At 73.4% G+C, this 13,662-nt stretch carries 15 protein-coding genes; 1 reads left to right on the forward strand and 14 read right to left on the reverse strand.

What is annotated here, in order from left to right:
- Nucleotides 1-30: 30 nt before the first annotated feature.
- The 7 genes from AW16_RS0108225 to clpS all read right to left on the reverse strand — a co-directional run bounded on the left by AW16_RS0108225 (nucleotide 31) and on the right by clpS (nucleotide 5,748).
- A complete protein-coding gene (locus tag AW16_RS0108225; RefSeq protein WP_034648469.1) occupies nucleotides 31-1,707 on the reverse strand; it encodes an ABC-F family ATP-binding cassette domain-containing protein in 1,677 nt (558 codons plus the stop codon).
- A gap of 4 nt (nucleotides 1,708-1,711) precedes the next feature.
- A complete protein-coding gene (rdgB, locus tag AW16_RS0108230) occupies nucleotides 1,712-2,329 on the reverse strand; it encodes an RdgB/HAM1 family non-canonical purine NTP pyrophosphatase (protein ID WP_029289551.1) in 618 nt (205 codons plus the stop codon).
- Entirely contained in the window at nucleotides 2,326-3,117 is a 792-nt protein-coding gene (rph, locus tag AW16_RS0108235; RefSeq protein ID WP_029289553.1) for a ribonuclease PH, read from the reverse strand. Before rph ends, rdgB begins: the two co-directional genes overlap by 4 nt.
- 77 nt (nucleotides 3,118-3,194) lie before the next feature.
- Nucleotides 3,195-3,977, reverse strand: a complete 783-nt coding sequence (locus AW16_RS0108240; protein ID WP_029289555.1) for an MBL fold metallo-hydrolase — start codon at nucleotides 3,975-3,977, stop codon at nucleotides 3,195-3,197.
- Nucleotides 3,974-4,789 (reverse strand): glutamate racemase, encoded by an 816-nt coding sequence (gene murI / locus AW16_RS0108245; protein ID WP_029289557.1) that lies wholly within the window; start codon nucleotides 4,787-4,789, stop codon nucleotides 3,974-3,976. The genes AW16_RS0108240 and murI overlap by 4 nt, the downstream gene beginning before the upstream one ends.
- A gap of 10 nt (nucleotides 4,790-4,799) precedes the next feature.
- Entirely contained in the window at nucleotides 4,800-5,456 is a 657-nt protein-coding gene (locus AW16_RS17040) for a DUF2017 family protein (protein WP_081861539.1), read from the reverse strand.
- A gap of 1 nt (nucleotide 5,457) precedes the next feature.
- Nucleotides 5,458-5,748: an ATP-dependent Clp protease adapter ClpS gene (gene clpS, locus AW16_RS0108255; RefSeq protein ID WP_029289559.1), complete on the reverse strand. Its 291-nt coding sequence runs from the start codon at nucleotides 5,746-5,748 to the stop codon at nucleotides 5,458-5,460.
- An 81-nt stretch (nucleotides 5,749-5,829) separates the two neighbouring features.
- Between clpS and AW16_RS0108260 the strand changes: the two genes are divergently transcribed.
- Nucleotides 5,830-7,167, forward strand: coding sequence for a nicotinate phosphoribosyltransferase (locus AW16_RS0108260; protein ID WP_029289560.1), 1,338 nt, complete (start codon nucleotides 5,830-5,832; stop codon nucleotides 7,165-7,167).
- Nucleotides 7,168-7,297: 130 nt separating this feature from the next.
- Here AW16_RS0108260 and AW16_RS18620 read toward each other — a convergent pair whose 3' ends face one another.
- The 7 genes from AW16_RS18620 to AW16_RS0108295 form a co-directional block, all read right to left on the reverse strand.
- A complete protein-coding gene (locus tag AW16_RS18620) occupies nucleotides 7,298-7,450 on the reverse strand; it encodes a hypothetical protein (RefSeq protein WP_197021587.1) in 153 nt (50 codons plus the stop codon).
- 218 nt (nucleotides 7,451-7,668) lie between these two features.
- Nucleotides 7,669-9,501 (reverse strand): DEAD/DEAH box helicase, encoded by a 1,833-nt coding sequence (locus tag AW16_RS0108270; protein ID WP_051681781.1) that lies wholly within the window; start codon nucleotides 9,499-9,501, stop codon nucleotides 7,669-7,671.
- A complete protein-coding gene (locus tag AW16_RS0108275) occupies nucleotides 9,498-9,866 on the reverse strand; it encodes a DUF3039 domain-containing protein (RefSeq protein ID WP_029289562.1) in 369 nt (122 codons plus the stop codon). Before AW16_RS0108275 ends, AW16_RS0108270 begins: the two co-directional genes overlap by 4 nt.
- Nucleotides 9,867-9,937: 71 nt before the next feature.
- Nucleotides 9,938-10,720, reverse strand: coding sequence for a glucosamine-6-phosphate deaminase (nagB, locus tag AW16_RS0108280; protein ID WP_029289564.1), 783 nt, complete (start codon nucleotides 10,718-10,720; stop codon nucleotides 9,938-9,940).
- Nucleotides 10,720-11,757: an ROK family protein gene (locus AW16_RS0108285; protein WP_369794768.1), complete on the reverse strand. Its 1,038-nt coding sequence runs from the start codon at nucleotides 11,755-11,757 to the stop codon at nucleotides 10,720-10,722. The genes nagB and AW16_RS0108285 overlap by 1 nt, the downstream gene beginning before the upstream one ends.
- A gap of 1 nt (nucleotide 11,758) precedes the next feature.
- Complete coding sequence (locus tag AW16_RS0108290; RefSeq protein WP_029289568.1) at nucleotides 11,759-12,664, reverse strand: carbohydrate ABC transporter permease; 906 nt, start codon at nucleotides 12,662-12,664, stop codon at nucleotides 11,759-11,761.
- The gene (locus AW16_RS0108295; RefSeq protein WP_051681782.1) at nucleotides 12,661-13,623 is read right to left on the reverse strand and encodes a carbohydrate ABC transporter permease; all 963 of its coding nucleotides are present in this window, start codon (nucleotides 13,621-13,623) and stop codon (nucleotides 12,661-12,663) included. The genes AW16_RS0108290 and AW16_RS0108295 overlap by 4 nt, the downstream gene beginning before the upstream one ends.
- Between the last annotated feature and the right edge of the window lie 39 nt (nucleotides 13,624-13,662).

Below are 13,662 nucleotides of genomic sequence, written 5' to 3' on the forward strand. Positions count from 1 at the left end.
CTGATCCCGTGCGAGAGCTCGCGCCGGGGATCAGGTCCCGAGCTCGAGCACCGGCCAGTCCGCGAGGTCGGCGCGCATGCGCCGGTCGTGGGTCGCGACGACGACGGCCGACGACGTCGCTCGCAGCGCGGCCGTGAGCTCGTCGACCAGCCCGACCGACAGGTGGTTCGTCGGCTCGTCGAGGACGAGCACGTGCGGCGCCGCGAGCAGTGCGCACGCGAGGTCGAACCTGCGCCGCTGGCCCACGGAAAGCTCGCGCAGCGGGCGGTCCAGGTCCGCCTCCGTCAGGAGTCCGAGCGCCGCGACGGGCACCAGCTGGTCGGGGTCCAGCGCACCCTCCTCGAGCAGCCGCAGCGCGTGGCGCGCGTACGCGTCGAACGCCGTGACCGCACCGTCCGCGACGTGCTCCGCAGGACCCTCCTGCGCGAGGACACCGAGCCGTACGCCTGCCGCGACGGTGCGCGCACCCCGACTGGTCTCGACCGTGCCGGCCAGCACGCGCAGGAGGGTGGACTTGCCCGAGCCGTTGGGGCCGACGACGAGCAGCCGGCCGCACGGCTCGATGCCGATCCGACGCCCTGGAAGGTCGAGCCGGCCGTCCACGCGGGGCGCTCGTACCTCGAGCAGCGAGCCGGAGTGAGCGGCCGCACGGTCGGCGTCGGGATCGAGCGGGCGGTCGGGGCTCGCGCCCGTCGACGCCCGGCGCGGGAGGGACGGCAGGTCGGGGAACGCGAGGGCGAGCGGCGGCACGGGGACCTCGACGGCGGTCGCCTCGAGCTGCTGGACCAGGCGGTCGGCCGCCTTGACGTGCTGGCGCGCGCGGGTCCCGCGGCGGTGCCGCTGGGAGCCCTTCGGCGGACGCCACTCGTCGGACAGGCCCTCGTACGACGAGTCGAGCCGCTGCGCCAGGACGAGAGCGCGCTTGCGCTCGGCGCGGTAGCGCGCGCGCCAGCGTCGCAGCATCTGGTCCTTGGCGAACCGGTAGTCGGCGTACCGCGTCGCGCCGTACAGCGCGGGGCGACCGTCCATCGAGGGGTCGAGGTCGAGGATCGCCGTCATGACGTCGTCGAGCAGCCGCCTGTCGTGCGTGACGATGACGACCGCCCCGGACCATCGCTGCAGCTCGGCCGTGAGGTGGTCGATTCCGGTCGCGTCGAGATGGTTGGTCGGCTCGTCGAGCAGCAGGACGTCTGCGCGTTCGGCGATCCGGCACGCGAGACGTACGCGGTAGCGCTCGCCCACCGACAGCTGCGAGAGCCGGCGCACGGGGTCGCGTGGTGCGCCGAACCTCGTCAGGGCCTCGTCGACGCGCCGGTCGACGTCCCACGCCTCGAGCTGTTCGTAGCGGGCCATCGCCTCGGCGTAGGCCGCGAGGTCTCCGCGCTCGTGATCGAACGTGGCGACGACCTGCTCGAGGTCCGCAGCGGCGGATCGGACGGCGGCGGCCGTCGCCACGGCGAGGGACCCGACCGTGTCGTCGTCGCCGACGTCGAGCTCCTGCTCGACCACCGCGAGCGAACCCGAACGCGTCACGGAACCGGCCGTGGGTACGAGCCCGCCCGCGAGCAGGCGCAGCAGCGTCGTCTTGCCGGCACCGTTCTCGCCGACGAGCCCGAGGCGCTCACCCGCGGAGACGGTCAGGTCGAGCCCGTCGAGGACGGCACGGCCCGGATAGCCGAACGTCAGCCCGCGGGCGACGAGCTGGATCGGCTCAGCCACCGCGCAGGACGTCGGCGATCACCGGGGCGAGGGCGCGGAACGCCTGCCCCCGGTGGCTGATCGCGTTCTTCTCGTCGGGCGTCAGCTCCGCGCACGTGCGACGCTCGCCGAGCGGCTGCAGCGCCGGGTCGTACCCGAAGCCGCCCGTGCCGCGCGGCTCGAGCGTGAGCGTGCCGACCAGCTCGCCCCGCTCGACGTGCTCGCGGCCGTCCGGCGTGACGATCGCTGCAGCGCACACGAACCGAGCACCGCGGTGCTCGGGCGCGATGTCCGCGAGCTGCGCGAGCAGCAGCGCGAGGTTCGCGGCGTCGTCACCGTGGCTTCCGGACCAGCGGGCCGAGAAGATGCCCGGCGCCCCGCCCAGGACGTCGACCGCCAGGCCGGAGTCGTCCGCGACCGCGGGCAGGCCGGTGTGCGCGGCGAGCGCGCGTGCCTTGATGAGCGCGTTCGCCTCGAACGTCAGCCCGTCCTCGACCGGCTCGGGTCCCCCGACCTCACGCGAGCCGACCACCGTCGACAGGTCGAGGTCCGGCAGCACCGGCGCGAGGATCGCGCGCAGCTCGCCCACCTTGTGCGCGTTGTGCGTCGCGAGGACGAGGCGCGCGCTCACGCCGATGCACCTGCGGCCGTCGTGACCGACGAGCGCGAGGCCGAACCGTCCGAGGGCGGCGCGGCCAGCGCCGCGGCCTGCAGCCGGGACAGCGTCGACGTTCCCGCGAGCGCGAGGTCGAGCAGCGCGTCGAGCTCGGCGCGGTCGAACGGCGCGTGCTCGGCCGTGCCCTGCACCTCGACGAACGTTCCCGAGCCGGTGACGACGACGTTCATGTCCGTGTGCGCGCGGACGTCCTCGGCGTACGGCAGGTCGAGCACGGGCACGCCGTCGACGATGCCGACGCTCACGGCCGAGACCGAGTCGCGCAGCACCTGGCGTCCCGGCTTGACGAGCCGCTGCTCGGTGGCCCACGCGACCGCGTCCGCGAGCGCGACGTACGCCCCCGTGATCGACGCCGTGCGCGTCCCGCCGTCCGCCTGCAGCACGTCGCAGTCGAGCACGATCGTGTTCTCCCCCAGCGCCGCGACGTCGATGACCGCGCGCAGCGAGCGCCCGACGAGACGCGAGATCTCGTGCGTGCGGCCACCCACCTTGCCGCGCACCGACTCACGGTCGGAGCGCGAGTCGGTGGCGCGCGGGAGCATCGAGTACTCGGCCGTCACCCAGCCCTCGCCCGAGCCCTTGCGCCAGCGCGGCACGCCCTCGGTGAACGAGGCGACGCACAGCACCTTGGTGCCGCCGAACTCGACGAGGACGCTGCCCTCGCCGGCGGACAGGAACCGGCGGGTGATGGTCACGGGGCGCAGCTCGTCGGGGGCGCGGCCGTCCGCGCGTGCGATCGTCATGCCGACGAGCCTAACGGCGCGCACCGACACGCCCCGACGAGCGGCCGGAGCCCGGCCAGAGCGGGGTCAGCCCCCGGTCAGAGCAGGTGCACGCCCCCGGGGACGGCCAGCGCCACCGGTCCCGCGTACTCCTCGCGCGCCTCCGCCAGCACCACCCGCGGGTCGTTCCACGCAGGCAGGTGCGTGAGGAGCAGCGCGCGGGACCCGCCGCGCGCGGCCGCCTCGCCGGCGCGGCGCCCGGTGAGGTGCACGCCGCGGATCTCGTCGTCGCGGCCCTGCACGTACGCCGCCTCGCACAGGAAGAGGTCGGCGTCGGCGATCTCGTCGACGCCCGCGCACTCGTCGGTGTCACCGCTGAACCCCAGGGTCACGGTGCGCGCCGGGTCGTCCTCGGCCGGGCCGGACACCCGGATGCCGTACGCGGTCACGGGGTGATGGACGGGCACCGGGGTCAGGGTGAGCGGCCCGACGCGCACGGGCGCCGCGGGGTCCCACTCGTGCACGTCGTACTGCTCGAGCACGTGCGACGACTCCGCACCGGCGAGGCTCAGCAGTCGCTCGGGCGTGCCCGCGGGACCGTGCAGAGGTATCGGCGCCGACCGGCCGTCGGGGTGGTAGCGCAGCAGCACGTAGAGCACGACCGTGTCGGCCACGTGGTCCGCGTGCAGGTGCGACAGCGCGATCGCGTCGAGCGTGCGCGGGTCGATCACGCGCTGCAGCGGTCCGAGCGCGCCGTTGCCGAGGTCGAGCAGCACGCTCCAGGTGCGGCCCCGCTCGTCGTCGGCCTGCACGAGGTACGACGACGCGGCCGAGTCAGGCGACGGGAACGACCCGGCGCAGCCGATGACGGTGAGCCTCATCGCAGCGCCTGCGCGGGCTCGACGACGTCGACCTCGGGCCCGAGGAACCGGCGCGCGAGGGTCTGGAACGAGACGGGGTCCCCCGTCGCCAGGAAGCGGTGCGTGGCAGGTACTCCTGAGGCCGGACGCTCGAGGTCGTGCGCGACGAGCGTGCGGTACACGTCCTTCGCGGTCTCCTCGGCGCTCGACACGAGCGTCACCTCGTCGCCCATCACGTAGGAGATCGCGCCGGTGAGCAGCGGGTAGTGCGTGCAACCGAGCACGAGCGTGTCCACGCCGGCATCCCGGACCGGGTCGAGGTACTCGTGCGCGACCGCGAGCACCTCGGGCCCCGAGGTGATCCCCGCCTCGACGAGCTCGACGAACCTCGGGCACGCCCGGGTGGTGAGCGTGACGCCCGGGGCCACCGCGAACGCGTCGTCGTACGAGCGCGACTCGACCGTGCCCTTCGTCGCGATCACGCCGATGCGTCCCGACCGCGTCGCCGCGACCGCCCTGCGGGCCGCGGGCAGGATCACCTCGACCACCGGGATCCCGCGGCGCAGCGTGTACCGCTCGCGTGCGTCGCGCAGCATCGCCGACGACGCCGTGTTGCACGCGATGACCAGGAGCTTCACCCCCGCGTCGACGAGGTCGTCCATGACCTCCAGCGCGTGTGCGCGCACGGCGGCGAGCGGCTTGGGGCCGTACGGCGTGTTGAGGGTGTCGCCGATGTACAGCGTCGACTCGTGCGGGAGCTGGTCGAGGATCGACCTCGCGACCGTCAGACCCCCGACGCCGGAGTCGAAGATCCCGATGGGGGCGTCGTGCACGCGGCCGAGCCTAGCCTGCGGCCGGGTCGGACGACCGCCCGGACGGGCCGCCGCGACGTGTGACGTCCGCCGCGGCCCGCGCGTCCTCGAGCATCAGGCCGACGAGCGACTCCTGCAGCCAGCCCAGCAGTGCGAAGCACGCCGCGAGCCAGTGGCGGTTCTCGTCGCCCCCGACGGCCATCAACGCCTCGAGGTGCTCGACGTCCTCGTCCGTCCGGATCCCGAGCCTGTCGGCCAGGACGAGCCGCACGTCGGTGAGCGCCGCGGCGACGGCCGGCGCGTCCGCCGACGGCACCTCGACCCAGCCCTGCGCGTCGGCGTCCTCCAGGGCCGTGCGCAGGCGGCGCAGGCCGGCGGTCTTCGACTCACGCAGGCTGGTCTGCGTGAGCCGTCGGAACTCGACGGCGATCTCCTCGTCGTCCATGCTCGCCGGCGGCAGGAGCCGGCCGACGGCCGGGTCGACCGGGACCGCCACCGGCGCCTCGAGCTCCTGCTCGAGACGCGCGAGCGGGTGCTCGTCGGTGGGGGGCGCAGCCGCCGGGTCCGTCCGGTCCGAGAGCTCGAGCAGCTCCGCCGTGTGCTCGACCAGCACCGCGACGTTCTCGCGCACCGGACGCCTCAGCCGGACGCGATAGCCGCCGTGCCTCGCTCGCAGGAAGCCCCTCACGTCACTGCCCGCTGCGCTGCAGGGTCGCCCACAGCCCGAACCCGTGCATGGCCTGCACGTCCACCTCCATCGACTCCAGCGACCCCCGCGACACCACGGCGCGCCCCACCTGGTGCACCTGCATCATGAGCTGGTGCGCACGCTGCGGCGGGTGCCCGAAGTAGGTCTCGAAGACGTAGGTCACGTACGTCATGAGGTTCACCGGGTCGTTCCAGACGATCGTCACCCACGGGTCGTCGACGGCCACGGCCTCGTCGGCCGCCGCCTCGCGTTCCTGCACCGGCGTCGTCACCCGACAACTGTAGGCAGAGCCACCGACAGGTCACCCCCGACCCCCGGGCCTGCCACGTGCTCCGACAGTAGGTTGGGCCACATGACGTCACCCGCGCTGCTGACGGACCGCTACGAGCTCACGATGCTGCAGGCCGCGCTCGCCGACGGGACCGCGCGGCGGCGGTGCGTCTTCGAGGTCTTCACCCGTCGCCTGCCACCGGGGCGCCGGTACGGCGTGGTCGCCGGGACCGGACGCCTGCTCGAGGAGCTGGACCGCTTCCGCTTCGAGGCCGACCAGATCGACTGGCTCCGGGCGGAGGGCGTGGTCGACGAGGCCACGCTCGAGTTCCTCGCGGGCTACCGGTTCGGCGGGAGCGTCGTCGGCTACGCGGAGGGCGAGACGTTCTTCCCCAGCTCGCCCGTCCTCGTCGTCGAGGGCACGTTCGCCGAGTCCGTGCTGCTCGAGACCCTCGTGCTGTCGATCCTCAACCACGACTCCGCCGTCGCGTCCGCCGCGTCGCGCATGACGAGCGCCGCGGTCGATCGCCCGTGCCTGGAGATGGGCGCCCGCCGGGCGCACGAGGAGGCGGCCGTCGCGGCGGCCCGCGCCGCTGCGGTCGCCGGGTTCGCGGGCACGTCCAACCTCGAGGCGGGGCGCCGCTACGGCCTGCCGACGATCGGGACCGCGGCCCACGCCTTCACGCTCGTTCACGACGACGAGCGGTCCGCCTTCGCGTCGCAGGTCGCGGCGCTCGGCCCCGGCACGACGCTCCTGGTCGACACCTACGACGTCCGTCGCGGAGTCGAGCTCGCGCTCGAGGCGGCGGGCACCGGTCTCGGGTCGGTGCGGCTCGACTCGGGCGACCTCGCCGGGCTCGCGCACGAGGTCCGACGCCAGCTCGACGACGCGGGAGCGACCGGCACGCGGATCGTCGTGACGTCCGACCTCGACGAGTACGCGATCGCGGCGCTCGCGGTGGCACCCGTCGACGTGTACGGGGTCGGCACGTCGGTCGTCACCGGCTCGGGCGCGCCCACGTGCGGAATGGTCTACAAGCTCGTCGCCCGCGAGGACGCGGCCGGGGTGATGCAGCCGGTCGCCAAGGCGTCGACCGCCAAGACGAGCGTGGGCGGTCGCAAGGCGGCCGCGCGGCGCCTCGGGCCCGACGGTCGCGCCGTCGAGGAGCTGCTGGTGGTGGGCGACGACGACGCGGTGCGCGCGTGGTCGCTCGACGCCGGCCCGGCGCAGGACGACCTGCGGCCCCTGCACGTGCGGCTCGTGAGCGACGGCGTGGTCGACGAGCGGTGGACCGGCGCGGACGGGGTCCGTACCGCGGCGCGGCGACACCACGCGTCGCGAGACGAGCTACCGCGGGGAGCGCGGCGGCTCTCCGCCGACGAGGCGTCCGTGCCGACCGGGACGCTCGCGCTCGGCTGATCCGGGCGGGACCGGGGCGGGATCGGGGCGGCCGGCCCCGGGTCGGTCGCCGCCCTGCGCCGGTGCCCGCAGACGCGACCGGCCGCCTCGCGCGGGTGCGCGGGCGGCCGGTCGACGTGAGGGAGCTCGGCTAGACCCTTCGGCCGCGGCCCACCAGCCCGAGGATCAGGCTGATGACGAGCACCGCGACGCCGACCCAGATGAGGAACGATCCGACGTTCGTGGCCACACCGAGGATCAGCAGGACGACACCGATGATGATGAGGATGAGCCAGGCGGGCATGGTCTGCCACCTTTCAGGTCAGGTCACCGCCGGTCTCCCGGGGGTACCCGGGGGGCCGGTGACGCACCTCCACGGTGGCATCGCGGAAGCCGGTCCGCACGCCGAGCCGACGACTTGCGCCGCGACTCCGCGCTGCTATGTGGTCGCGCGTCCAGCGCTCTGACCTGCGATGACACGCTCTCCATGCTCGTCCGGATCGTGAGACGAGCGCCCGGCGACTACTTCTTGCCGACGAACCATCCCCGCACCATCGACACCCGCGCCGTGAGCTGGTCCGGGTCGGCGAGCGCCACCTCCGGTCCGCCGCACCGCCGTCGGAGCTCGGCGTGCACCGACCCGTGGGGCTGGCCGCTGCGCCGCGCCCATGCACCCACCAGCTGGGCCAGCTCCTTGCGCAGCTCGGCCTGCTTGCGGTGGTCCATCTCCGCCAGCGCCTCGGCGCTGGCCGCGGCTCGTCGCGACCCCTTGGTCTGCGCGGCCTGACGCTGCCGCAGCAGCTCGGACACCTGGTCGACGTCGAGCAGGCCGGGCAGGCCGAGGAAGTCCATCTCCTCGTCGGAGCCGATCTCCGCACCGGTGCCGAACTCGCCGCCGTCGAACAGCACGCGGTCGAACGACGCCTGCGCCTCGAGCGCCTGGAACGCGGCGGGCTTGCCGTCGGGCCCGAGCGCGTCCGAGGCACGCTCCGCGCTGTTCGCCGCGGCCAGCAGCGCGTCCTCGGGGTCGTAGCCCTCCCCCTGCTCCTCCGCCGTGCGCGGCCGGTCCAGCGCGTGGTCGCGCTCGAGCTCGAGCGCGCCGGCGAGCGCGAGCAGCTGCGGCACGGACGGCAGGAACACGGACGCGGTCTCGCCGCGCCTGCGCGCACGCACGAACCGCCCGACCGCCTGTGCGAAGAACAGCGGCGTCGCGGTGCTCGTGGCGTACACGCCGACCGCGAGCCGCGGCACGTCGACCCCCTCGGAGACCATCCGGACCGCGACGAGCCAACGCGAGTCCCCGGAGGAGAACTCGTCGATGCGGTCGCTCGCGCCGTCGTCGTCCGACAGCACGATCGTCGGCGACTGACCCGTGAGACGAGCCAGGTGGCCCGCGTACGCGCGCGCATCCGTCTGGTCGGTCGCGATGATCATCGCCCCGGCGTCCGGGACCGCGCGGCGGACCTCGGTGAGCCGCTTGTCAGCGGCGGCGAGCACGCTCGGGATCCACTCGCCGTTCGGGTCGAGCGCGGTGCGCCACGCCTGCGACGTCATGTCCTTCGTCAGCGGCTCGCCCAGGCGCGCGCTGACCTCGTCGCCCGCCTTGGTCCGCCAACGCATCGCACCCGAGTACGACAGGAACAGCACGGGCCGCACGACGTTGTCGCGCAGCGCGTCTCCGTACCCGTAGGTGTAGTCCGCGACCGAGCGCCGGATGTTCTGCGCGTCGGGCGCGTACGTGACGAACGGGATCGCGGCGGTGTCCGACCGGAACGGGGTGCCGGTGAGCGCGAGCCGGCGCGTCGCACCCTCGAAGGCCTCGCGCACGGCGTCGCCCCACGACAACGCGTCGCCCCCGTGGTGCACCTCGTCGAGGATGACGAGGGTCGGGGCCGCGCTCGTGCGGGCCGCGTGCAGCGCAGGCTTGCTCGCGACCTGCGCGTACGTCACCGCGACGCCGTCGAAGCCGTGCCCGTGCCGCCCCTGCGCGTTGCTGAACCGCGGGTCGAGCTTGATGCCCACACGCGCGGCCGCGTCCGCCCACTGCCGCTTGAGGTGCTCGGTCGGCGCGACGACCGTCACGCGCCGGACGATGCGCGCCTCGAGCAGCTCGGTGGCGACCCGCAGCGCGAACGTCGTCTTCCCCGCACCCGGCGTCGCGACCGCGAGGAAGTCCCGCGGCGAGCGTTGCCGGTACGCCTCGAGCGCCTCCGCCTGCCACGCACGCAGCTTGCCCGCCGTGCCCCACGGCGCGCGCCCCGGGAACGCCGGGGGCAGGTGGGACGCGGCGGACGACGAGGCGTGCGAGGCGACGTCGTCGAACAGGCTGGGCTGCGGGGTCTGTGCCCCGCTCACTTGCCGGACGAGCCCCGGCCGAACCCCCAGCGGCGTCCGCCGCCGCCGGAGTCACCGCCGTTCGACCCGTCCCCGCCGTCCTGCGGCTCGCGCAGGCCCTCGTAGATCTCCTTGCACACGGGGCACACGGGGAACTTGTTCGGGTCCCGGCCAGGGACCCAGACCTTGCCGCACAGCGCGACGACCGGCCGGCCGGTGATCGCGGACTCCGTGATCCGCTCCTTGCGCACGTAGTGCGCGAACCGCTCGTGGTCCCCCGGCTCGACCTGCTCGGTCGTCTCCTCGCGCTCCAGGACGCTCGTGGCGCCGCCCCGGTCCGGGCCGAACGGGTCGTCGGGCATGCCGGGCGTCTGGGGCTCGCTCATGTGCGGAAGTCTATGTCGCCGTCACCGCGTCCGGACCGGTCGTCCCCGGTCCGGACGCTCGCGTGCAGCGCCTACAGACCCTGCCAGGCCGGCTTGAGGGCGTACGTCTCGCGGTAGTAGTCCGCGAGCTGCAGGCGCGAGGCGGCGGCGTCGTCGACGAGCACCGTGACGTGCGGGTGGTGCTGCAGGACCGTCCCCGGCCACATCGCGGAGACCGGGCCCTCGACCAGCTGGTGGACGGCCTCGGCCTTGCCCCGGCCCTGCGCCAGCAGCACGAGGTGACGGGCGGACATGATCGTCGCGAGGCCCTGCGTCAGGCAGTGCGTCGGTACCTGCGAGACGTCGTCCCCGAAGAAGCGCGCGTTGTCCTCACGCGTCTGCCGGGTCAGCGTCTTGATGCGGGTGCGCGACGCGAGCGACGAGCCGGGCTCGTTGAACGCGACGTGACCGTCGGTCCCGATGCCGAGGATCTGCAGGTCGACTCCGCCTGCCGCGGCGATCGCGTCCTCGTAGGCCGCGCACGCGGCGATCAGGTCCTCGGCGTTGCCGTCCGGGCCCTGGACCGCACCGTCGGCGAAGTCGACGCGCGACGCGATCTCCTTCTCGATGACGTTGCGGTACCGCTCCGGGTGGTCCGCGGGAAGGCCCACGTACTCGTCGAGCATGAACGCACGAGCCTGTGCGAACGACAGGCCCTCCTCGTCGTGCCGACGCACCAGCTCGTCGTACACGGCGAGCGGGCTCGACCCGGTCGCGAGACCGACCACCGCGCTCGGGCGGGCGCGCAGCAGCGCGTCGATCGCAGACGCCGCGATCCCGGCCAGCTCAGGCCCGGGTGCGATGACGACCTCCATCAGACTCCTCCTCGATCCGTGGCGCGCCCCGCGAGGGCGGCGCCGACAGCGCCCACCGGCGCGCCTGCAGGTGCCAGCGTGACACGGTCGGCGATCCGCGCCGACGCCAGGAACGGCGACGCCTCGGCCTCGCGCCGGAGCTCGCGCCGCACCGCGTCGAGCAGCGGCTCCCCGACCCCGCTCACGCCCCCACCGATCACCACACGCTCGACGTCGCACGTGAGCACGAGGATCCGGACGGCGGACGCGACCGCCCAGGCGAACTGGTCGCGCACCTCGATCGCGCGGGCGTCGCCGGCCGCGGCAGCGTCGAACAGCTCCAGCGGTGCGGGCCGCTCGTGCGGACCGGGCCATGCCGCGTCGATGGCGGAGCCGGACGCGTACTGCTCGATGCACCCGAGCTGCCCGCACTTGCACGGCAGCCCGTCCACGACCAGCGTCAGGTGCCCCACCTCGCCGGCGACACCCGACGGCCCACGACGAAGTCGCCCGTCGAGCACGAGCCCGGCCGCGACCCCGGTCCCGAGAGCGAGGAACGCGAGATCCGCCACCTCGCCGCCGGCCACATGAGCCGCCCCGAGCGCCGCAGCGTTCAGGTCGTTCTCGACCCGCACGGGCACGAGGGCCGCATCGGTGCCGAGCGCCGCCGACACGAGACCGCCGAGCTGGGCCCGGCCCTCGATGCCGAGGTTCACGGCGTGCTCGACGCTGCCGTCGACGGGGTCGACGACCCCCGGCAGCCCGATCCCGATGCCGGCCAGGTCCTCGACCGCGACCCCGACGCTCGCGGTGAGCTCGTGTACCGCGTCGACGATCCCGCCGACCACGCCCTCGATCCCCCGCACCGTGGCTGAGCGCACCTGGTGCTCGACCACGCCGGACGGGTCGAGCGCGACGCCGAGCACCTTGGTGCCGCCGACGTCGAGCCCGATCGACCAGCCTCGTCGCGTCCCGCGCGGGGTGCCCACGACCGCACTGACCGCAGCACCGTCCTGCGGCACCCGCGGGTGCGGTGCCGTCTCGTCGTACACGTCCACGTCAGCCCTTCACGGCTCCCGAGACCAGACCGGAGGTCATGCGTCCCTGGACGAAGAGGAAGAACACGATGACCGGGATCGCGATGAGCGTCGACGCGGCCATGACCTGCGCCCAGTCGACGCCCTTGTTGACGGACGCGGCGAGGAAGCCGCGCAGCCACAGGGGAAGCGTCTGGGAGTCGTTGGCGGGGAGCACGACGAGGGCCACCGTGAACTCGTTCCACGCCTGCAGGAACGCGTACACGCCGGAGGCCACCAGGCCCGGGGCGAGCAGCGGGAACGTGATCCGCAGGAACGCCTGCGTGCGGCTCAGGCCGTCCACCATCGCGGCCTCCTCGAGCTCGGCAGGGATGCCGGCGACGAAGCCACGCAGCATCCACACCGTGAACGGGATGATCGCCGCGACGTACAGCACGGAGATGCCGATCACCGAGTTCAGCAGGTTGGCGTTCGACAGCATCTTGTACTGCGCGATGAACAGGCCCTCGGCGGGCAGCATCTGGATGAACAGCACCGCGAGGACGAACGACTTGCGGCCGCGGAAGCGCCAGCGGCTGATGGCGAGCGCCGCGAGGAACGCGAACGCCAGGACCGCGATGAGCGTCGTGAACGTGATGAGCACGCTCATCCGCAGAGCGGAGCCGAACCCGCTGCCGGTCACGACCTCCTGGAAGTTGCTCAGCGTGGCGTGCGTCGGCAGGAAGTTCGGCGTCTTCGAGCGGAGCAGCGCGTTGGGGGTGAACGCGGACAGCACCATCCAGTAGACGGGGAAGGCCCAGACGGCCGCGACGACGACCCCGAGAGCGCCGAGCAGGATCTTGCCGACGCGGACCTTGCTCGCGTTCGGCGCGTGGACCGTGCGGGCGACGTCGCGCGTGTGGATGCGGTCGGCAGTCATGGTGCTCATGCCGCGTCCTCCTTCAGGAGAGTGCGCACGTACGGCCACGAGATGAGGACCGTGAGCGCGAGCACGAAGATCGACACGGCCGCGGCGCCACCGAAGTTCTGGCGGCCGATGCCGAGCTCGAAGATGAAGTTGCCGAGCAGGTTGGTCTCGGAGACGGGGGCGCCCGAGTCCTGCAGCAGGCGGATCTGCGCGAACACGCGCAGGTCCCAGATGATCTGCAGCAGCAGCACGATCGAGATCACGGGCCGGATCATCGGCACGAGGATCCCCCACGTGATGTTCCAGCCGCCGGCGCCGTCGATGCGTGCGGCCTCGATGACCTCCTCCGGGACGGACGTGAGGCCTGCGTAGATCGAGAGCGCGACGAACGGCACCGACATCCACGTGATGATCATCGTCGCGACGAAGAAGAAGGTCAGCGGCTGCGAGAGCCACGAGAAACCGTCCATCCCGGAGAAGCCGATGGACGACAGGAACCAGTTGACGACGCCGGTGCGGTAGTCGAACAGCCACTTGAAGACGGTGACCGCCGCGACCAGCGGCATCGCCCAGGCGAGCAGCATCGCGACCTGGATGATGATGCGGACGCTCGTGCTCACGGCGCGCATGAGCATCGCGAAGAGCAGGCCGATGCCGACCGTGAGGAATGCGTTGACGAGGCAGAACACGACCGAGCGTGCCACGACGGCCCACAGTGCGGAGCTGCCGAAGATCTCGGCGTAGTTGTCGAGGCCGGCGAACTTCGGGGGCTGCCCGAACTGCTGCGCGAGTCCGTACTCCTGCAGCGAGGTGACGATCTGCCAGTACACCGGGTAGCCCAGGCCCAGGAGGAGGGCGGCCACGGCCGGGATCAGCAGGAGGTAGGGCGTCGGCGGCGTCCGACGCTGCCGGATGACGAGCGGGGCCGGCGCGGTCGCCTGGTGGCGACCCGGCGCCCCGGGGGCGACGTGCGTGGTCATGAGAGTCCTTTCGCGCCGGCGGCGGCGCCGGGGGTGTGG

This window comes from Cellulomonas sp. HZM (assembly GCF_000708885.1).
Lineage (GTDB): Bacteria > Actinomycetota > Actinomycetes > Actinomycetales > Cellulomonadaceae > Cellulomonas.

What these genes read in the sequence shown, in the direction of transcription:
- rph (WP_029289553.1), bottom strand. Translation starts at nt 3,117, where the DNA reads ATGACGATCGCACGCGCGGACGGCCGCGCCCCCGACGAGCTGCGCCCC.
- AW16_RS0108240 (WP_029289555.1), bottom strand. Translation starts at nt 3,977, where the DNA reads ATGAGGCTCACCGTCATCGGCTGCGCCGGGTCGTTCCCGTCGCCTGAC.
- AW16_RS0108260 (WP_029289560.1), top strand. Translation starts at nt 5,830, where the DNA reads ATGACGTCACCCGCGCTGCTGACGGACCGCTACGAGCTCACGATGCTG.
- AW16_RS18620 (WP_197021587.1), bottom strand. Translation starts at nt 7,450, where the DNA reads ATGCCCGCCTGGCTCATCCTCATCATCATCGGTGTCGTCCTGCTGATC.
- AW16_RS0108275 (WP_029289562.1), bottom strand. Translation starts at nt 9,866, where the DNA reads ATGAGCGAGCCCCAGACGCCCGGCATGCCCGACGACCCGTTCGGCCCG.
- nagB (WP_029289564.1), bottom strand. Translation starts at nt 10,720, where the DNA reads ATGGAGGTCGTCATCGCACCCGGGCCTGAGCTGGCCGGGATCGCGGCG.
- AW16_RS0108290 (WP_029289568.1), bottom strand. Translation starts at nt 12,664, where the DNA reads ATGAGCACCATGACTGCCGACCGCATCCACACGCGCGACGTCGCCCGC.
- AW16_RS0108295 (WP_051681782.1), bottom strand. Translation starts at nt 13,623, where the DNA reads ATGACCACGCACGTCGCCCCCGGGGCGCCGGGTCGCCACCAGGCGACC.